We start from the raw sequence: 18,002 nt of genomic DNA on the forward strand, positions 1-18,002 counted from the left end.
TTACGCGTCCGCCGTGCCGTCCTCGTCCGAGGACTCCGCCAAGTGCCAGTGCAGGTCCCGGATGCCGGGTTCCAAGGACAGCCGGGAAACAAGCTGCTCCAACCCCTGGGCAGGATCGCCCGTGACGCTGACCACCGCCTGGAGGCGAGTCGTCTCCGGGCGATCGCGCCGGGCCCGCAGAGCGGTGGGCGCCAAACCCACAGCGGCGAGCGCCTGAAGCAGCAGCGCGCGGATGTGCGTCTCGTCGCGCCGGTCGCAGACCAGATGCACGGTGGCGTGCGCGGGACCGGTGTCCGGGTCGGCCTGCGGCACCCGGTCGATCAGCCGCCCGGCGGGCCGCAGCAGCAGATGGACGCCGACCACCGCCAACGTCCCCAGCACCGCCAGCGGCAGCCGACCGGAGGCGGCCAGCACCCCGACCGCCGCCGAACACCACAGTGTGGCCGCGGTGTTCAGCCCCCGTACACTCGCGCCCTCGCGCAGGATCACCCCACCGCCGAGGAAGCCGATGCCCGAGACCACGTAGGAGGCCACCCGGGTCGGGCTGCCGCTGTCCCCGGCCGCCACGCTGTAGAGCACGAACAGCGTGGCGCCGGTCGCCACCAGCGCGTTGGTCCGCAGTCCGGCCATCCGGGCGCGCCACTGCCGTTCGACCCCGATCAGCGCGCCGCAGCCCATGCCGGTGACGAGCCGGACGACGAAGTCCGTGGTGGACAGGGTGTGCATCTGGGCGCACCTCCTCGCAGCAGGGTGTTTGCGTGTCCGCGCGAATATATCCGTGGCAGATTACGATGACTGAATGCCTGCGAAGCCCCTGCCCAAGGCCGAACTACACCTGCACATCGAAGGCACGCTGGAGCCCGAGTTGGCGTTCGCGCTGGCTGAACGCAACGGTGTCGCCCTGCCGTACGCCACCACCGCGGAGCTGCGCAGCGCGTACTCCTTCACGGACCTGCAGTCCTTCCTGGATCTGTACTACGCGTTGATGGCCGTACTGCGAACCGAGGATGACTTCGCGGAACTGGCCGACGCCTATCTCACCCGCGCCGCCGCGCAGGGCGTACGGCACGCCGAGATCTTCTTCGACCCGCAGGCGCACACCGCGCGCGGTGTGCCGATCGGCACCGTCATCGAGGGGCTCGCCCGCGCGCTGGACGACAGCGAGCGGCGGTACGGCATCGGCACCCGGCTGATCATGTGCTTCCTGCGTGATGAGTCCGCCGACTCCGCCCTGGAGACCTTCGAGGCCGCCAGGCCGTACCTGCACCGGATCTGTGCGGTCGGCCTGGACTCCGCCGAGGTCGGCAACCCGCCGTCGAAGTTCCGCGAGGTCTTCCGTCGCGCGGCGGAGGCCGGGCTGCACCGGGTGGCGCACGCGGGCGAGGAGGGCCCGGCCGAGTACATCACCGAGGCGCTGGACGTGCTCGGCGTGGAGCGGATCGACCACGGGCTGCGCTGCCTTGAGGATCCGGCACTGGTCGAGCGGCTGGCCCGGGAGCGGGTACCGCTCACCGTCTGCCCGCTGTCCAACGTGCGGCTGCGCTGCGTCGACCGGCTGGCGGACCATCCGCTGCGGGCGATGCTGGAGGCCGGGCTGCTGGTCACCGTCAACTCCGACGACCCGTCGTACTTCGGCGGTTACGTGGACGACAACTTCACCGCCATCCGCGACGCACTGCGCCTCGACGACGAGACGCTGCGGTTGCTGGCCGCCAACTCCTTCCATGCGGCGTTCCTGGATGACCGGACCAGGCGCGACTACCTGGCGGAAGTGGCCGCGCACACCTTCTAGAACGACCATCACTGAGCGTGCGGTTAAGGTAGCGTTCCGTTCGTGTTCACTTGCGATGCGGGCGCTCCATGAGGGTCCTGGTCGCCGACCTGGACGGCACGTTACTCGGCGGCAGTGAGGGCCAACGGCGCGCGCTACGGGGCGCGTTGGGCCGCCACCCCGATGTCACCGTGGTCTTCGCCACCGGCCGCGGACTGCCCTCGATCCGCGCGGCGCTGCGCGACCCGCTGTTGCCCCGGCCGCGGTGGATCATCGCCGACGTCGGGGCGAGCGTCATCGACGGCGCCAGCCTGACCCCGGTCACCGCGCTGCAACGTCGGCTGCGGCTCGGCTGGCCGGGCGCCGAGCGGATGCGCGCCGCGCTGGACCGCTTCCCGGAACTGGTCTACCAGGACGGGGTGGCCCAGGACGCCCGCTGCTCGTACTACCTGCGCCCCGAAAGCCTGACACGGCGAATCACCGATGCGGTACGGGAGTTGGGCTGCGGCTGGCTGTACTCGGCGGACCGCTACTTCGACGTACTGCCGCCGGGCGTGGACAAGGGTGCCGCGCTCGCGGCGCTCGCCCGCGAGCAGGGCTGGCCGATGGACTCCGTGCTGGTCGCGGGCGACTCGCTCAACGATCTGTCGCTGTTCGGGCTCGGCGCGCACGGCGTGCTCGTCGGCAACGCCGAGCCCGCGCTGCTCGCCGCCGTCCCGGACAACGCGACCGTGCTGCGTTCCGAACTGCCGGGAGCGGCCGGTGTACTGGCGGGACTTGAGGAACTCGGCTGGGTGGAGCACCGGTATCCGCTGGTCGTCGGCTACCACCGGCCGCCGATGCGCTGGACGCCCGACGGCTGGCGGCAGCCGTCCAGCCCCAACGGCATCCTGCCCACCCTGCGCAGCGCGCTCGACGGCAACCCGGACGCGGTATGGGCGACGGCCGCGGTGCTCGGTGAAGGCGGTGAGGACGAGCCGCTGACCGCCCCCGACTGCGGGATGCCGCTGGCTTTCTTGCGGCTGGGGCGCGAGGAGTGGGCCCGATACTTCCACCGCGCCTGCAAGGAGACGCTGTGGCCGGTGCTGATGTCCCAGCCGGAACGGCTGCGCTTCGACTCCGGCACCTGGGCGTCCTACCGCGAGGTCAACGAGCGGTTCGCCGAGCACATCGGCGACCACGCCGCCGAGGGCGGGACCGTCTGGCTGCACGACTACAACCTGTGGCTGGTGCCCGGACTGCTCCGCGCGGCCCGCCCGGACCTGCGGCTCGGGCTGTTCCACCACACCGCGTTCCCGCCGCCGCGGGTCTTCGCCCAACTGCCCACCGCCGACGAACTGCGGGCCTCGCTCGGCTGCCTGGACTGGGCCGGATTCCACACCTCCGGCTTCGCGGAGAACTTCCGGCGGACCGTCCCCGGGCGGCCACGGCTCGGTGTGCATCCGCTGGGCATCGACCGTACCGCCATCGAGACGCTGGCCCGTGCCCGTGTGCCACGACGCCGTGCGGCGGACGGGCCGCTGGTGCTCTCCGTCGAGCGGCTTGACTACGCCAAGGCCCCGGCGGAGAAGGTCGAGGCGGTCGACGCGCTGCTGGAGCGCTGCCCGCAACTGCGCGGCCGACTGCGCTTCCGGCTGGTCTGCCCGCCCCCGGAGCCCGGTATCACCGCCTACGACACGACCCGCGCGGCCCTGGAGCGTCGCGTCGCCGAGGTCAACGGCGCCTGGGAAACGGACAGTTGGCGACCGGTGGAGTACCTGCCGCGCAACCTGCCGTTCGGCGAGGTGGTAGACCACTACCTCGCCGCCGACGTGTTCTGGGTGACCTCGCTCCAGGACGGTATGAACCTCACCGCCAAGGAGTTCGTCGCCGCCCAGGCCGCCTGCGGCCTTGACGGGGTGCTGGTGCTCTCCCGGTACGCCGGTGCCGCCGCGCGACTGGGCGGTGCGGCGCTGCTCACCGACCCCGGCTCGCCCGACGACCTGGTGGCCACCTTGCGCCGGGCCCTCACTCTCGCCCCCGAAGAACGCCGCGCCCGGTTGGCCCGCTTGTCCCGGCTGCTCGGGCACGAGCACCCCGCGCGGTGGGCGGCGCGGATCATCGCCGCCATCCAGGGCCGCGCGGAGTCAGCTGATCCCCGCCCGGTCCAGGATCCGGGCGGCCACCGCCACCGAGTCCACCAACGGGTGCATGGACATCGCGCGCAGAGCGGCGGTACGTGAACCGGTCCGCGCCGCCTCGATGGTGGCCCGCTCCACCGCCTTCACCGACAGCATCAGCCCCGCCTGGTGGGCGTCCGGCGGGGCGACCGGCAGCGGCCGGACGCCGTTCGCGTCGACCACGCACGGCACCTCGATCACGGCGTCGGCGTCCAGCGCGTCGACCGTACCGGCGTTCGGGACGTTGAGGATCAACGTGGCGCGTTCGTCATGGGCGATCGCCCGCATCAGGGCGAGCGCCACCCGGTCGTAGCCGCCGCCCTCCAGGTCCTCGGCGTCCCGCTCCCAACCACCGGACGCCGCGCGGCTCGCGGCGCCGTAGGTCACCTCGCGCTCCAGGCGGGTGTGCTCCCACAACTCGGCGGCGTCGGTGGGCCGCGCCGCGGCCCGCTCGAAGAACACGGCCTGCTGGCGCTCCAGGAACTCACCGCGAGTGGTCTCACCGGAGCGGACCGCCTCGATCGCCTCCCGGGTGAAGTAGTAGTAGTGCAGGTACTCGTTGGGGATCGAACCCAGGGTGCGCAGCCACTGGGCGCCGAACAGCCTGCCCTCCTCGAACGAGGTCAACGCCGCCTCGTCTTCCAGTAGTTGGGGCAGCAGGTCCCGCCCGCCGAAGTCCAACCGGCGCAGCCAGCCGAGGTGGTTGAGGCCGACGTAGTCATAGCCCACCGTGTCCGGATCGGCCCCCGCGGCCCGCGCCGCCCGCCGTACCAGGCCCACCGGGGAGTCACAGATGCCGATCACCCGCGGGCCCAGCACCCGGTGCATCGCCTCCGTCACCATCCCCGCCGGATTGGTGAAGTTGATCAGCCAGGCGTCCGGTGCCACCGCCCGCACCCGCTCGGCGATGCGCACCGCCTCCGGCAGTATCCGCAGCCCGTACAGCACCCCGCCCGCGCCCACCGTCTCCTGACCGAGCACCCCCTCGGCCAACGGGATCCGCTCATCGCGCACCCGGCCCGCCATACCGCCCACGCGGATCGCGGAGAAGACGAAGTCCGCGCCGCGCAGCGCGTCGTCCAGGCTCTGCGCGATCCGCACCACGGGCGCGCCGGGGGCACTGTGCGCCTGGGCGGCGAGCACACAGGCGATCACCGAAAGCCGCCGGTGGTCGGTGTCGTACAGCACCAACTCCCGGACCGCGCCCGGCGTTCCGGGTTCCGCGAACAGGGACCGGTACACCAGCGGCACGCGGAATCCGCCTCCACCGAGAATCGTCAGCCGCACGCTTCCTCCCTTTCCGGCGGAACCTGGTCGTACGTCCTGTGACGCTGCCTTCACCGCGTACCCCGTTCTCCTGGGGCACAGTGTGCAGCACGCGATCACGCGCACGCCGGAAGGAGCCACTGGTGGCAGACCAACCCGTCCTCGACCCGCTCGCCGCGGTCCGCACCCCGGCCGACCCGGCGACCGACGTCTATCTGACCGGAACCGTGTTCCTGGACATCATCTTCACCGGCCTCGACAGCGCCCCGGTGCGCGGCACCGAGTCGTGGGCGCGCGGCATGGGCTCCAGCCCTGGCGGCGTGGCCAACATGGCGACCGCGCTCGCCCGGCTCGGCCTGCGCACCTCGCTCGCGGCGGCGTTCGGCGACGACATGTACGGCGACTACTGCTGGGAGTCCCTGGAGCGGGACGAGGGCATCGACCTGTCGCTGTCCCGCCGGGTGCCCGGCTGGCACTCACCGGTCACCGTCTCCATGGCGTACGAGGGCGAACGCACCATGGTCAGCCACGGCCATGAGGCGCCGCCCCCGGAGGAGCCCGCGCCGGTGTGCCCGCCGCCCGCCCGCGCCTGCGTGGCGTCCCTCACCCCCGGGCGCCGGGAGGAGTGGCTCGGGCACGCCGCCCGGCACGGCAGCCGGATCTTCGCCGACGTCGGCTGGGACGACTCCGGGCGCTGGGACCCCGGTGACCTGGCCGACCTGCGCCACTGCGAGGCGTTCCTGCCGAACGCGGCCGAGGCGATGCGCTACACCCGCACCGAGTGCCCGCGCCAGGCCGCCAGGGCGCTCGCCGAACTGGTGCCGTTGGCCGTCGTCACTTTGGGCGAACAGGGCGCGTACGCGGTTGACTCGGCGAGCGGCGAGGCCGCCGAGGTGCCCGCGCTGACCGTGGACGCGCTGGACCCGACCGGCGCCGGTGATGTGTTCGTCGCCGGGTTCATCACCGGCACGCTCGCCGACTGGCCGCTCACCGACCGGCTCGCCTTCGCCAGCCTGACCGCGGCGCTGTCCGTCCAGGAGTTCGGCGGTTCGCTCTCCGCGCCCGGCTGGATCGAGATCGCCGCCTGGTGGCAGCACGCCAAGCACTACGACGACCAGGACCGAGCCGCGCTGCGCCGCTACGCCTTCCTGGACGACCTCCTGCCCTGCGGCGTCCGCCGCTGGCCGCTGCGCCGCGCGGTCCCGACGATCGGGTTCCGGCAGCCGTAGGCGGCGGGGACACGGCGACCCGGGCGGCGGCGCCGCTGCCCGGCCGGGCCGTCTGAGCCGCCCGGAAACCGGGGCGGAAAACCTCTCGGGCCTCGCCTCGGCGCGAAGTACCCTTGAACCCCAGGCCCTCACGGGCATGTCGAGTACGGAAGCGGGACAAAAGGCCGCAGAGCCTCGCCCATGACACAGACACCCACGCAGCAGCAACCGCAGGCGCGCGCACACTTCGTCGTACCGGCCAAGCACCCCATGGTCACCGTTCTGGGATCGGGTGATTCGCTGCTGCGCGTGATCGAGCGGGCGTTCCCCACCGTGGACATCCATGTCCGTGGCAACGAGGTCAGCGCTGCCGGAGACGCGCCGGAAGTCGCCCTGGTGCAGCGCCTTTTCGACGAGATGATGCTGGTGCTGCGCACCGGCGCGCCGATGACGGAGGACGCAGTGGAGCGGTCGATCGCCATGCTCCGGCAGGACAGCGGACCGGACGGCCTGGAGGAGACCCCCGCGCAGGTCCTCACCCAGAACATCCTCTCCAGCCGCGGCCGCACCATCCGCCCCAAGACGCTCAACCAGAAGCGGTACGTCGACGCGATCGACAAGCACACCATCGTCTTCGGCATCGGCCCGGCCGGTACCGGCAAGACCTATCTGGCGATGGCCAAGGCCGTTCAGGCGCTGCAGTCCAAGCAGGTCAACCGGATCATCCTCACCCGGCCCGCCGTGGAGGCGGGCGAGCGGCTCGGCTTCCTGCCCGGCACGCTCTACGAGAAGATCGACCCGTACCTGCGCCCGCTGTACGACGCGCTGCACGACATGATCGACCCCGACTCGATCCCCCGGCTGATGGCGAACGGCACCATCGAGGTCGCCCCGCTCGCCTACATGCGCGGCCGCACCCTCAACGACGCCTTCATCATCCTGGACGAGGCCCAGAACACCTCCGCCGAGCAGATGAAGATGTTCCTGACCCGCCTGGGCTTCGACTCCAAGGTCGTCGTCACCGGCGACATCACCCAGGTCGACCTGCCCGGCGGCACCAAGAGCGGACTGCGGCAGGTGGTGGAGATCCTCGACGGCGTCCAGGACGTCCACTTCGCCCGGCTCACCAGCACCGACGTGGTGCGCCACAAGCTGGTCGGCCGGATCGTGGACGCCTACGAGGCCTATGACAAACGCAACGGCGGCCCTACCGGCAGCGGCCACGCCAGCAAGGGAAAGTAAAAGACACCGCACCATGGCGATCGACGTCAACAACGAGTCCGGCTGGGAGATCGACGAGCAGTCGGTGCTCGAAGTCGCCCGTTACGCACTCCAGCGCATGCGCATCCACCCCATGTCAGAGCTCTCGATCATCGTCGTGGACGCCGACGCCATGGAACAGCTGCACATCCAGTGGATGGACCTGCCAGGCCCCACTGATGTGATGTCCTTCCCGATGGACGAGCTGCGCCCGCCGGGCAAGGACGACGAGGAGCCGCCGCAGGGCCTGCTCGGCGACATCGTGCTGTGCCCGGAGGTCGCCAAGAAGCAGGGCGAGCAGGCCCCCACCCAGCACTCGATGGACGAGGAACTGCAACTGCTCACCGTGCACGGCGTGCTGCACCTGCTCGGCTACGACCACGAGGAGCCGGGCGAGAGGGCCGAGATGTTCGGCTTGCAGAAGGCGATCCTGGACGACTGGCGCGTGGAGCGCGGCGTCGAAGGGCCGTCTCCGGCCCCCACCACCCACTGACCGCCGTGATCATCGCAAGCGTCGTTCTTGTCGTCATCGCCTGGCTCGCCGCCTGCGCCGAGGCGGGCCTGGCCCGTATCTCGCGGTTCCGTGCCGAGGAGGCGGCCAGGGCCGGTCGGCGCGGCAGCGCCAAGCTGCTGGCGGTCGCCTCCGACCCCACCCGGTACCTGAACGTGGCGCTGCTGGTGCGGGTCGGCTGCGAGATGGCCGCCGCCGTCTTCATCACCGCGGTCTGCCTGCGCTCCTTCGACCGGACCTGGCAGGCACTGGCGGTCGCCATCGGCGTGATGGTGCTGGTCAGCTATGTCGCGGTGGGCGTCTCACCGCGCACCATCGGCCGCCAGCACCCGTTGAACACGGCCACCGCCGCCGCGTACGTACTGCTGCCGCTGGCCCGGGTCATGGGACCGGTGCCCAAGCTGCTCATCCTCATCGGTAACGCGCTCACCCCCGGCAGGGGCTTCCGCCAGGGGCCGTTCGCCTCCGAGGCGGAGCTGCGCGCCCTGGTCGACCTCGCCGAGCAGGACTCGCTGATCGAGGACGAGGAACGCCGCATGGTGCACTCGGTCTTCGAACTCGGTGACACGATCGTGCGCGAGGTGATGGTGCCCCGCACCGACCTGATCATGATCGAGCGGACGAAGGCGATCCGCCAGGCGCTCACCCTCGCGCTGCGCAGCGGTTTCTCGCGCATCCCGGTCACCGGGGAGAACGAGGACGACGTGGTCGGCATGGTCTACCTCAAGGACCTGGCACGACGCGTGCACATCAACCGCGAGTCGGAGAGCGATCCGGTCACCTCGGTGATGCGGCCCGCCACGTTCGTCCCCGACACCAAGAACGCGGGCGATCTGCTGCGGGAGATGCAACGCGACCGCAACCATGTCGCGGTCGTCATCGACGAGTACGGCGGTACCGCCGGGATCGTCACCATCGAGGACGTCCTAGAGGAGATCGTCGGCGAGATCACCGACGAGTACGACCGCGAACTGCCGCCGGTCACCGACCTCGGCGACGGCAGCTTCCGGGTCACCTCCCGGCTGGACATCGGTGACCTGGGCGAGCTGTACGGGGTGAAGCTGGACGACGAGGACGTGGAGACGGTCGGCGGTCTGCTGGCCAAGGCTCTCGGCCGGGTGCCGATTCCCGGCGCCTCGGCGGTGGTTGGGCTTCCGGAGGACGCCGATGCGCCGGGGGCGCTCCGCCTGACGGCGGAGTCCCCGTCCGGGCGCCGCAATCGGATCGGCACCGTTCTGGTCGAGCCCGCGGAGCTCGCGGGAGGTTCGCCGGAGTAGGCGCGGGTGCGGGCGCGTTCGGGCTGGTGCCCAGCGGGACGAGCCCAATGGCCCGGCCACCGTCACCCTCACCGGCGCCGCAGACCCCAGGCCGTGGCCACCGCCGCCGCCGCGACGATCGCGGCGTCCACGCCGAATCCCAGGCGGACGCCGTCCAGCAGGCTGGCACGGGACGCGGCCAGCGCGCCGAGCAGCGGAATGCCGATCGTCATGCCCAACTGCTGGGAGCTGGTGACCAGTCCGGTCGCCAACCCCTGCTCGTGGTCGGGCAGTGCGGAGGTGGCGACGATGCCGTACGAGACGATCGCCCACAGGTGCCCGACGCACGCGATCGTCGCCGCGGCCAGCGCCAGCCACGTACCGTACGAACCGCCGCCCACGAAGACCAGCGCCGCCGTCACCACCGCCTGCAGCAGCAGGCCGCCCACCAGCGTCCTGCGCACCCCGAACCGGCCCACCACGCGTGCCGCCGTCGCACCGGTCACCGCGGCGCCGAGCCCCTGCACACCGAAGACCAGACCGGTCTGGAACGCGTTCAGCCCGCGCACCTCCTGCAGGTACAGGGTGAGCATGAAGATCACCGTGCTCATCATCGAGAACGTGGTGATCCCGGCCAGGTTGCCCCACGCCACCGAGGGGCGGCGCAGCATCCGCAGCGAGACCATCGGCTCGGCCACCCGCGACTCGACCACCACGAAGGCGGCCAGCAGCGCCACACCCGCCACCAGCGCCACGATCACATCGGCACCGCCGAAGCCGCGCTGCGAGGCCGTGGACAGCGCGTAGATCAACGCCAGCAGGCCACCGGTGACGGTCACCGCACCCGGCACGTCGACGCGCGCCCGCAGGGCGTTTCGCGACTCGGTGAGCAGCCCCGGCGCGGCGGCCAGCACCAGCGCTCCGGCGATGCCGAGCAGCCCCATCGTGGAGCGCCAGCCGAACGTGTCCGTCAACGTGCCGCCGAGCACCATGCCGACGGTGAAGCCCAGCGACATCAGGGTGCCGCTGATGCCCAACGCCCGCTCGCGCTGCGGGCCTTCGGGGAACGTGGTGGTCAGCAGCGACATCCCGGTCGGCACGATGACCGCGGCGCCCAGCCCCTGCACCGCCCGGCCCACCAGGAACACCGTCGGGTCCCAGGCCAGGGTGGCCAGCACCGACGCCGCGGTGAACACCGCCAGCCCGGTGAGGAACATCCGGCGCCGCCCGAACAGGTCGGCGACCCGGCCGAACAGCAGAAGGAAACCGCCGGACGGCAGGGCGAACGCGGTGACCGCCCACTGCAGGTTGGCCTGGCTCATGCCGAGGTCCCGGCCGAGCACCGGCAGTGCGACGTTCAGGATGGAGAAGTCGAGCGCGATCATGAACTGGGCCGCGCAGAGGACGAGGAGGACCAGCTTGGCACGGATGGTCAGCCGTGCGGGCGCCGCGTCAACGGCGGCGGTGGTCAGTGGAGTTGGTGTGTCGATCGCCATGCCGTAGAGCCTGCGGTGATCCGGAAGGCCGTGGGGAGCGGCAGCTTATGCTGGTGGCCGGACCACCAGGCAGCGCCGATCAGGGGGAGAACGCGTGGAACAGCCGGTCAAGTCCTTGAAGTCACCGCGCCGTCAGGAACTGCGTGAGTTCCTGATGAACCGCCGCGCCAGGGTCACCCCCGCGCAGGCCGGGCTACCGGACGGCGGAGCGCGCCGCCGCACTCCCGGGCTGCGCCGCGAGGAGGTCGCGGTGCTCGCCGGAGTCGGCGCTTCCTGGTACCAGTGGCTGGAGCAGGGCCGGGACATCTCCGTCTCGCCGCAGGTGCTGGACTCGGTGGCCCGGGTGCTGCGGCTCAACGGCGCCGAGCGGCGCCATCTCTACGTACTCGCCGGGCTCAACCCCCCGTTGCCGCGGGCCGAATCGCGCGAGGGGTCCTGCGAGGGGCTCAAGCGGCTGATCGACGCCTGGATGCCGTTCCCGGCGCACATCATGGACGCGTACTGGAACATCGTCGCCTTCAACGAGGCGGCCGGGCTCACCTTCGGCTTCGGCGAGAGCGACACCAACTGCCTGGTCAGCTTCTTCACCAACGAGGTCTACCGCAGCCGCGCCAACACCAGCGGCGCCATCGCCGCGTCGGTCGTCGCCCAGTACCGGGCCGCCGCCTCCGAGCACCCGGACGACCAGGGATTCCGTGCGGTGGTGGACGAACTGGCCGCGGTCAGCGGGCAGTTCGCGGAGCTGTGGGCGCGCGGTGACGTCCAGCCCAGTGGGCAGATGGTGAAGGAGATCGTGCATCCGGTGGTCGGTTCGCTGCGTTTCGAGAGCACACAGTTGCGGATCCCGGCCCGGCCGGACCTGACCATCGTGATGCACAACCCGGTGCCGGGCACCGAGACCGCCGAGAAGCTGGAGCGGCTGGTCTCGCCGGAGGGCCGCCGGGAAACCATCCGCCCGGTGGCCAGTTGAACGCTCACCGTATGCTCGCTCCATGAGTGACGCAGCAGCCATCGACCCCGAGGACCGCAAGATCATCACGCTCGCCCGCTCGGTGCGCGCCCGCAACGGGGTGCCCGAGGGCGCGGCGGTACGCGACGAGACGGGCCGCACCTATGTGGCGGGGACGGTGGATCTGGCCTCGCTGAAGCTGAGCGCGCTGGCGACGGCCATCGCGATGGCTGTCGCCAGCGGCGCGAAGTCCCTGGAGGCGGCGGCAGTGGTCACCGAGGCGGAGACCGTCCCGGCGCAGGACCAGGCGGTCGTCCGTGACCTCGGCGGCCCCGGCACCCCGGTCTTCCTGGCCGCGGCGGACGGCACCCTGCGCACCCGCCTGGAGGCGTAGGGCACGGGATTCGGGGCGCCTGGAGGTCTTCTCCCGCCGGGGCGGCGAACAACCCGGTCGGCGCGGCCCGGCCGTGCCGAGCCGACCGCGAGCCGCCCCGGCGAATCCATCGCCGCCCATCAGGGACAATGGGCGGCATGAGCGTTCGCACTCCATCCCCGCACAATTCCCACCGGGCCGGTTTCGCCTGCTTCGTCGGTCGGCCCAACGCGGGCAAGTCCACCCTGACGAACGCTCTGGTCGGCCAGAAGGTGGCGATCACCTCCAACCGGCCGCAGACCACCCGGCACACCGTGCGCGGCATCGTGCACCGCCCGGACGCCCAACTCGTCCTGGTGGACACTCCCGGGCTGCACAAGCCGCGCACGCTGCTCGGCGAGCGGCTCAACGACGTGGTACGGACCACGTGGTCCGAGGTCGACGTGATCGGGTTCTGCCTGCCCGCCGACCAGAAGCTCGGCCCTGGTGACCGGTTCATCGCCAAGGAGCTGGCGGAGATCAAGAAGACCCCGAAGGTCGCCATCGTCACCAAGAGCGACCTGGTCGACGCCGAGCGGTTGGCCGCCCAGCTGATCGCGGTCGACCAGCTCGGCAGGGAGCTCGGCATCGAGTGGCAGGAGATCGTTCCGGTCTCGGCGGTGGCCGCGGAAAAGGAGGCGGGACGCGGTTCCTCGACCGAGGATGGCGGTGGGCGAGGGGCTGGCCAGGTCTCGCTCCTGGCGGATCTGCTGGTTCCGCTGCTCCCCGAGGGGCCCGCGCTCTACCCGGAGGGCGACCTCACCGACGAGCCCGAGCAGGTCATGGTGGCCGAGCTGATCCGCGAGGCGGCCCTGGAGGGTGTCCGGGACGAGCTGCCGCACTCCATCGCGGTCGTCGTCGAGGAGATGCTGCCGCGCGAGGGCCGCCCGGCGAACAAGCCGCTGGTCGACGTGCACGCCAACATCTACATCGAACGCCCCAGCCAGAAGGGCATCATCATCGGCCCCAAGGGCGCCCGCCTGAAGGAGGTCGGCACCAAGGCCCGCAAGCACATCGAGGCGCTGCTGGGCACGCCGGTCTTCCTGGACCTGCATGTGAAGGTCGCCAAGGACTGGCAGCGGGACCCGAAGCAGTTGCGCAAGCTGGGCTTCTGAGCTAGGCGCTCCACGGGGGGTGCGGCTATGGGCCGTCGGTCGGCTGCGGCGCCGTCGTGGCTGGTCGCGCCCACGCGGCGGAGCCGCACATGAACACAGCCCCGCGCCCCTTCGGGACGCCACCGGACTTCGCCCGGCCCCCTCAGGCCCCCTCGCCCAACACCTTTGAGACCAGCTCCTGTTGGGACGGGGACAGTTCGGGGTCGGCGCAGTACGCCGTGACGCCGTCCACGTCGAGCTCGTAGCTGAAACCGTCCGGCACCCCGGCCGGGCGGTCCGGCCAGGCGTCTGACAGGGCCGCCAGGGCCAAGGACCGCAGCCGCGCCGCGTCGGGGCGGCCGGTGGTGTCCAGCTCCGCCCGACGGGTGATCCCGGCGAAGCCGCCGGTCCTCGTCACCACTATCCGCATGCTCTAGGCCTACCCCTGCGCCGGGAACGGCGCACCCTCCGGCGCCGTCTGCCGGGGCACCGCGGCGCTGACCGCGACACCGACCTGGGACCAGGCCTTGAGCACCGCCTGGTGCTCCTCCCCGTCCCCGTACCGCGTGTGCGCCGCCGCCGCGGTGGCCCTGGCGAAGGCGGCGAAGTCGGCGTCCGAGGCCAGCTGGCCGCCGGTGAGGGTGTCGTACCAGATCCGGCCCGCGCGCTCCCAGCTGTGCCCGCCGAGCGCGGTGGCGACCAGGTAGAAGGCGTGGTTGGGAATGCCGGAGTTGATGTGCACTCCGCCGTTGTCCTGCGAGGTGGTGACGTAGCCGTCCATGGTGGCGGGCTGCGGGTCCTTGCCGAGCGCGGGGTCGTCGTAGGCGGTCCCCGGCGCCTTCATCGAGCGCAGCGCGGTGCCGTGGATCCCCGGCGCGAGGACGTCCGCGCCGATCAGCCAGTCGGCTTGGTCGACGGTCTGCCCCAGCGCGTGCTGCTTGATGATCGAGCCGAACACGTCGGAGACCGACTCGTTGAGCGCTCCTGACTGTCCGAAGTACTCCAGCTTCGCCGAGTACTGGGTGACGCCGTGTGTCAGCTCGTGCCCGATCACGTCGATCGAGCCGGTGAAGTCCTGGAAGATCCGCCCGTCGCCGTCACCGAAGACCATCTGCTTGCCGTCCCAGAAGGCGTTGTTGTAGCCCTGCCCGTAGTGGACGCTGGCGTTCAGCGGCAGGCCCCGGCCGTCGATGGAGTGCCGTCGGTACGCCTTCAGATACAGCTCGAAGGTGGCGCCGAGACCGTCGTACGCGTGGTTGACCGGCTGGTCCTTGCTCGGCCGCGCGCCCTCCGCGCGCGCCTCGGTGCCGGGCAGCGTCTGCTGGTGCCCGGCGTCGTAGATGGTGCGGTCGGGCCGGTCGCCGGCCGCCTCGGCGACGGCGGACTCGGCGGCCCCCGGGGCGCCGAGCCGGCGCCGGGTGCGGTGCGAGGCGTCCAACTCCAGCGTGTAACGCGCCGGAAGGTGGATTTCGGGGTCCTCGTGCCGGGCGAGGGATTCCAGCAGGTGGGGTGGGACGATCGGGCAGAAGACAGCGGGACGGTCAGGCGCGTTGGTCATGCCCCGCAATCTGGCACCGCGTGGCGACGTTGTCACGGTACGTGCCCGTAATTGACGAGAACGAGTGGAAGCTCCGCGTTTGCCACGTGTCGGCCCGGCGTCTTGCATACTGAGAGGAACCGGGCTTCTCCTGTGCGCCGTGGGGCCTGCCGGGCTAGGCTTCCCCCACCATGCGTTTTGGGCTGCTTCTCCTTAGCTGCCGCGGCGAGGGCCTGTAGTCGAGGCCGACCCCTCCCCGCGGAGTTCGGCGTTGCGCGATACCGCCCCCGTCGGCCGACCCCGAGCCAACAGGACTCTGGAGCCTCACAGCATGAGCAGCACCCACAACAGCGTCGGCAGGCCCACCCCCATCACCGCCGCCACGGTCCGCCAGCGCCCCTCCGGGATGCCGGTCCACCGGTACCGCCCGTACGAGGCCGTGCACATCCCCGACCGCACCTGGCCGGAGCAGCGGATCACCAAGGCGCCGCGCTGGCTCTCCACCGACCTGCGGGACGGCAACCAGGCGTTGATCGACCCGATGTCCCCGGCCCGCAAGCGGGCGATGTTCGACCTGCTGGTCGGCATGGGCTACAAGGAGATCGAGGTCGGCTTCCCCTCCTCCGGCGAGACCGACTTCGCGTTCGTGCGCTCCATCATCGAAGAGGGCGCGATCCCGGAGGACGTGACGATCTCCGTCCTGACCCAGGCCCGCGAGGAACTGATCGAGCGGACCGTCGAGTCGCTGGTCGGCGCGCCGCGCGCCACCGTGCACCTGTACAACGCGACCGCGCCACTGTTCCGCCGGGTGGTGTTCCGCGGCGGGCGCGAGGAGACCAAGCAGATCGCGGTGGACGGCACCCGCCTGGTGATGGAGTACGCGGACAAGATCCTCGGCGACCAGACGGTCTTCGGCTACCAGTACAGCCCCGAGATCTTCACCGACACCGAACTGGACTTCGCGCTGGAGGTCTGCGAGGCGGTGATGGACGTCTGGCAGCCGGAGGACGGCCGCGAGATCATCCTCAACCTGCCCGCCACGGTGGAGCGTTCGACCCCCAGCACGCACGCCGACCGCTTCGAGTGGATGTCGCGCAACCTGACCCGCCGCGAGCACATCTGCCTGTCCGTGCACCCGCACAACGACCGCGGCACCGCGGTCGCCGCGGCGGAGCTGGCCATCATGGCCGGGGCCGACCGCATCGAGGGCTGCCTGTTCGGCCAGGGCGAGCGCACCGGCAACGTCGACCTGGTCACCCTGGGAATGAACCTGTTCTCGCAGGGAGTTGACCCGCAGATCGACTTCTCGCGGATCGACGACATCCGCCGCACCGCCGAGTACTGCAACCAGATGGAGATCCACCCGCGCCACCCCTACGCGGGCGACCTGGTCTACACCGCCTTCTCCGGCTCCCACCAGGACGCCATCAAGAAGGGCTTCGAGGCGCTGGAAGCGGACGCGGCGGCGCAGGGCAGGAGCGTGGACGAGATCGAGTGGGCGGTGCCCTACCTGCCCATCGACCCCAAGGACGTGGGCCGTTCCTACGAGGCCGTGATCCGGGTCAACTCGCAGTCCGGCAAGGGCGGTATCGCCTATGTGCTGAAGAACGACCACAAGCTGGACCTGCCGCGCCGGATGCAGATCGAGTTCTCGAAGATCATCCAGAACAAGACCGACGCCGAGGGCGGCGAGGTCACCCCGGCCGAGATCTGGGCGGTCTTCCAGGACGAGTACCTGCCCACGCCGGACAACGCCTGGGGCCGGATCGCACTGCGCTCGGCGCAGACCTCGACCACCAACGGCGGCGGCGACGCGCTCACCGTCGAGGCGGTGGTGGACGGCACCGAGACCGTGCTGACCGGTACCGGCAACGGCCCGCTGGCCGCGTTCATCGACGCGCTGGGGGCGACCGGCGTGGACGTACGCGTGCTCGACTACGCCGAGCACGCGCAGACCGAGGGCGCCACCGCCCAGGCCGCCTCCTACGTGGAGTGCGCGATCGACGGCAAGGTGCTGTGGGGCGTCGGTATCGACGCCAACATCGTGCGCGCCTCGATCAAGGCCGTGGTCTCCGCGGTCAACCGCGCGTACCGCGACTGACCCGGTGGACCCACGCGGTCCCGGCCGCCGACCCCGGCCGCCGGGGCCGCGTTTTCGTGGTTCGGGTGACCGGATGAGTACGCGGTACTGACTGCACGTCATCTGTGTGGCTAACATCACTCCAACACGGCGACGTTGCCGGAGCGTTACTTCCGCGCTGAGCCGCGCTGCGCTGCCTCCGGCGGCCGTGCCGTGGAACGCGATCGGACATCGCGGGAGTTCGCACGTGCCAGGACGAGCCGCCGGAGGGTGCATCGTGGGCCTGCCATCGCCGGAACCGCGCTGTCGGGGCCGATTCATCTGGGGGGTGCGCACCGTCTGGCAGACCGAGGGCGACGGTGAGTTCTACTGCCCGGACTGCGGCGGTGACCGCAACTACTGCCGCCGGTCCGGCCTGCGGCGGTTCACCGTGCTGGGCATTCCGCTGCTGTCCCGGGGACCGGCGGGCACCGTGGTGGAGTGCGGGATGTGCCACCGCCGCTTCGGGCTCGACGTCCTGGACGCGCCCACCAGCAGCCGGTTCTCCGCGATGCTGCGGGACGCGGTGCACACCATCGCCCTCGCGGTGCTCACCGCGGGCGGCGCCGGTTCCCGGCAGGCCCGGCAGGCCGCGCTGGAGGCGGTGCGCGAGGCCGGGTTCAGCGACTGCACCGAGGACCAGCTGATCGGTCTGCTGGCCGCGCTCGCCGCCGACGAGGGGCGGCTGCCCGGCGCCTACGACTCGCTGGCGGGCGCCCTCGACGGGTGCGGGACCTGGCTGTCGATCGAGCTGCACGAGGCCCTGGAGCCGCTCACCAGACACCTCGCCCCGCAGGGCCGGGAGCGGGTGCTGCTGCAGGGCGCCCGCATCGCGCTGGCCGACGGCCCCTACCTGCCCGCCGAGCGCGAGGCGCTGGCCGCCGTCGGCCGCTCGCTGCGGCTGCCCGCGGAGGACACCGACCGGCTCCTTGAGGCGGCCGCGCGCACCCCGTCGTAGGCGACA

At 71.4% G+C, this 18,002-nt stretch carries 16 protein-coding genes; 11 read left to right on the forward strand and 5 right to left on the reverse strand.

The genetic code is table 11. From position 1 onward, the window contains the following. On the reverse strand, positions 1-726 hold the full coding sequence (locus tag NON19_RS16460; protein WP_255928774.1) for an MgtC/SapB family protein: 726 nt from the start codon (positions 724-726) through the stop codon (positions 1-3). Between the two features lie 73 nt (positions 727-799). Here NON19_RS16460 and NON19_RS16465 point away from each other — a divergent pair, with 73 nt between their 5' ends. Both NON19_RS16465 and NON19_RS16470 read left to right on the forward strand, forming a co-directional pair. Then, the gene (locus NON19_RS16465) at positions 800-1,792 is read left to right on the forward strand and encodes an adenosine deaminase (protein ID WP_255928776.1); all 993 of its coding nucleotides are present in this window, start codon (positions 800-802) and stop codon (positions 1,790-1,792) included. 68 nt (positions 1,793-1,860) lie between these two features. Beyond that, the gene (locus tag NON19_RS16470; protein WP_255928778.1) at positions 1,861-3,993 is read left to right on the forward strand and encodes an HAD-IIB family hydrolase; all 2,133 of its coding nucleotides are present in this window, start codon (positions 1,861-1,863) and stop codon (positions 3,991-3,993) included. On the opposite strand, the gene NON19_RS16475 is transcribed toward NON19_RS16470, so the two are convergent. Continuing rightward, on the reverse strand, positions 3,898-5,217 hold the full coding sequence (locus NON19_RS16475; RefSeq protein WP_255928780.1) for a 6-phospho-beta-glucosidase: 1,320 nt from the start codon (positions 5,215-5,217) through the stop codon (positions 3,898-3,900). The genes NON19_RS16470 and NON19_RS16475 overlap by 96 nt on opposite strands. A gap of 122 nt (positions 5,218-5,339) precedes the next feature. Between NON19_RS16475 and NON19_RS16480 the strand changes: the two genes are divergently transcribed. From NON19_RS16480 to NON19_RS16495, 4 genes are all read left to right on the forward strand, one after another. Beyond that, positions 5,340-6,425 (forward strand): carbohydrate kinase family protein, encoded by a 1,086-nt coding sequence (locus NON19_RS16480; protein ID WP_255928782.1) that lies wholly within the window; start codon positions 5,340-5,342, stop codon positions 6,423-6,425. A gap of 180 nt (positions 6,426-6,605) precedes the next feature. After that, complete coding sequence (locus NON19_RS16485) at positions 6,606-7,646, forward strand: PhoH family protein (RefSeq protein ID WP_255928784.1); 1,041 nt, start codon at positions 6,606-6,608, stop codon at positions 7,644-7,646. Positions 7,647-7,659: 13 nt separating this feature from the next. Beyond that, positions 7,660-8,157 (forward strand): rRNA maturation RNase YbeY, encoded by a 498-nt coding sequence (gene ybeY / locus NON19_RS16490; protein ID WP_255928786.1) that lies wholly within the window; start codon positions 7,660-7,662, stop codon positions 8,155-8,157. A gap of 5 nt (positions 8,158-8,162) precedes the next feature. Beyond that, entirely contained in the window at positions 8,163-9,452 is a 1,290-nt protein-coding gene (locus NON19_RS16495) for a hemolysin family protein (protein WP_372514160.1), read from the forward strand. A 68-nt stretch (positions 9,453-9,520) separates the two neighbouring features. Here the strand turns inward: NON19_RS16495 and NON19_RS16500 are convergent, their stop codons facing one another. Further along, positions 9,521-10,927, reverse strand: a complete 1,407-nt coding sequence (locus NON19_RS16500) for an MFS transporter (RefSeq protein WP_255928788.1) — start codon at positions 10,925-10,927, stop codon at positions 9,521-9,523. 154 nt (positions 10,928-11,081) lie between these two features. On the opposite strand from NON19_RS16500, the gene NON19_RS16505 reads away from it, so the two are divergent. The 3 genes from NON19_RS16505 (at position 11,082) to NON19_RS16515 (ending at position 13,403) form a co-directional block, all read left to right on the forward strand. Further along, on the forward strand, positions 11,082-11,897 hold the full coding sequence (locus NON19_RS16505) for a helix-turn-helix transcriptional regulator (protein ID WP_255928879.1): 816 nt from the start codon (positions 11,082-11,084) through the stop codon (positions 11,895-11,897). Between the two features lie 22 nt (positions 11,898-11,919). Continuing rightward, positions 11,920-12,270, forward strand: a complete 351-nt coding sequence (locus NON19_RS16510; RefSeq protein ID WP_255928790.1) for a cytidine deaminase-like protein — start codon at positions 11,920-11,922, stop codon at positions 12,268-12,270. A gap of 128 nt (positions 12,271-12,398) precedes the next feature. Then, positions 12,399-13,403, forward strand: a complete 1,005-nt coding sequence (locus NON19_RS16515) for a GTPase Era (protein ID WP_255928792.1) — start codon at positions 12,399-12,401, stop codon at positions 13,401-13,403. A gap of 142 nt (positions 13,404-13,545) precedes the next feature. Here the strand turns inward: NON19_RS16515 and NON19_RS16520 are convergent, their stop codons facing one another. Together NON19_RS16520 and NON19_RS16525 are read right to left on the reverse strand one after the other, a co-directional pair. Then, positions 13,546-13,812, reverse strand: a complete 267-nt coding sequence (locus NON19_RS16520; RefSeq protein ID WP_255928794.1) for a protealysin inhibitor emfourin — start codon at positions 13,810-13,812, stop codon at positions 13,546-13,548. A gap of 9 nt (positions 13,813-13,821) precedes the next feature. Beyond that, on the reverse strand, positions 13,822-14,940 hold the full coding sequence (locus NON19_RS16525) for a M4 family metallopeptidase (RefSeq protein WP_255928796.1): 1,119 nt from the start codon (positions 14,938-14,940) through the stop codon (positions 13,822-13,824). A gap of 310 nt (positions 14,941-15,250) precedes the next feature. On the opposite strand from NON19_RS16525, the gene leuA reads away from it, so the two are divergent. After that, positions 15,251-17,020, forward strand: coding sequence for a 2-isopropylmalate synthase (gene leuA, locus NON19_RS16530; RefSeq protein ID WP_255928798.1), 1,770 nt, complete (start codon positions 15,251-15,253; stop codon positions 17,018-17,020). Between the two features lie 256 nt (positions 17,021-17,276). Next, a complete protein-coding gene (locus tag NON19_RS16535) occupies positions 17,277-17,996 on the forward strand; it encodes a TerB family tellurite resistance protein (protein WP_372514161.1) in 720 nt (239 codons plus the stop codon). Positions 17,997-18,002 lie beyond the last annotated feature (6 nt).

It is taken from the genome of Streptantibioticus rubrisoli, from assembly GCF_024436055.1.
Lineage (GTDB): Bacteria > Actinomycetota > Actinomycetes > Streptomycetales > Streptomycetaceae > Streptantibioticus_A > Streptantibioticus_A rubrisoli.

Excerpts from the sequence above, each read along its gene's own strand:
- NON19_RS16500 (WP_255928788.1), bottom strand. The coding sequence starts at position 10,927 with ATGGCGATCGACACACCAACTCCACTGACCACCGCCGCCGTTGACGCG.
- NON19_RS16465 (WP_255928776.1), top strand. The coding sequence starts at position 800 with ATGCCTGCGAAGCCCCTGCCCAAGGCCGAACTACACCTGCACATCGAA.
- leuA (WP_255928798.1), top strand. The coding sequence starts at position 15,251 with ATGAGCAGCACCCACAACAGCGTCGGCAGGCCCACCCCCATCACCGCC.
- NON19_RS16515 (WP_255928792.1), top strand. The coding sequence starts at position 12,399 with ATGGGCGGCATGAGCGTTCGCACTCCATCCCCGCACAATTCCCACCGG.
- ybeY (WP_255928786.1), top strand. The coding sequence starts at position 7,660 with ATGGCGATCGACGTCAACAACGAGTCCGGCTGGGAGATCGACGAGCAG.
- NON19_RS16470 (WP_255928778.1), top strand. The coding sequence starts at position 1,861 with ATGAGGGTCCTGGTCGCCGACCTGGACGGCACGTTACTCGGCGGCAGT.
- NON19_RS16510 (WP_255928790.1), top strand. The coding sequence starts at position 11,920 with ATGAGTGACGCAGCAGCCATCGACCCCGAGGACCGCAAGATCATCACG.
- NON19_RS16485 (WP_255928784.1), top strand. The coding sequence starts at position 6,606 with ATGACACAGACACCCACGCAGCAGCAACCGCAGGCGCGCGCACACTTC.
- NON19_RS16505 (WP_255928879.1), top strand. The coding sequence starts at position 11,082 with ATGAACCGCCGCGCCAGGGTCACCCCCGCGCAGGCCGGGCTACCGGAC.
- NON19_RS16520 (WP_255928794.1), bottom strand. The coding sequence starts at position 13,812 with ATGCGGATAGTGGTGACGAGGACCGGCGGCTTCGCCGGGATCACCCGT.
- NON19_RS16460 (WP_255928774.1), bottom strand. The coding sequence starts at position 726 with ATGCACACCCTGTCCACCACGGACTTCGTCGTCCGGCTCGTCACCGGC.
- NON19_RS16525 (WP_255928796.1), bottom strand. The coding sequence starts at position 14,940 with ATGACCAACGCGCCTGACCGTCCCGCTGTCTTCTGCCCGATCGTCCCA.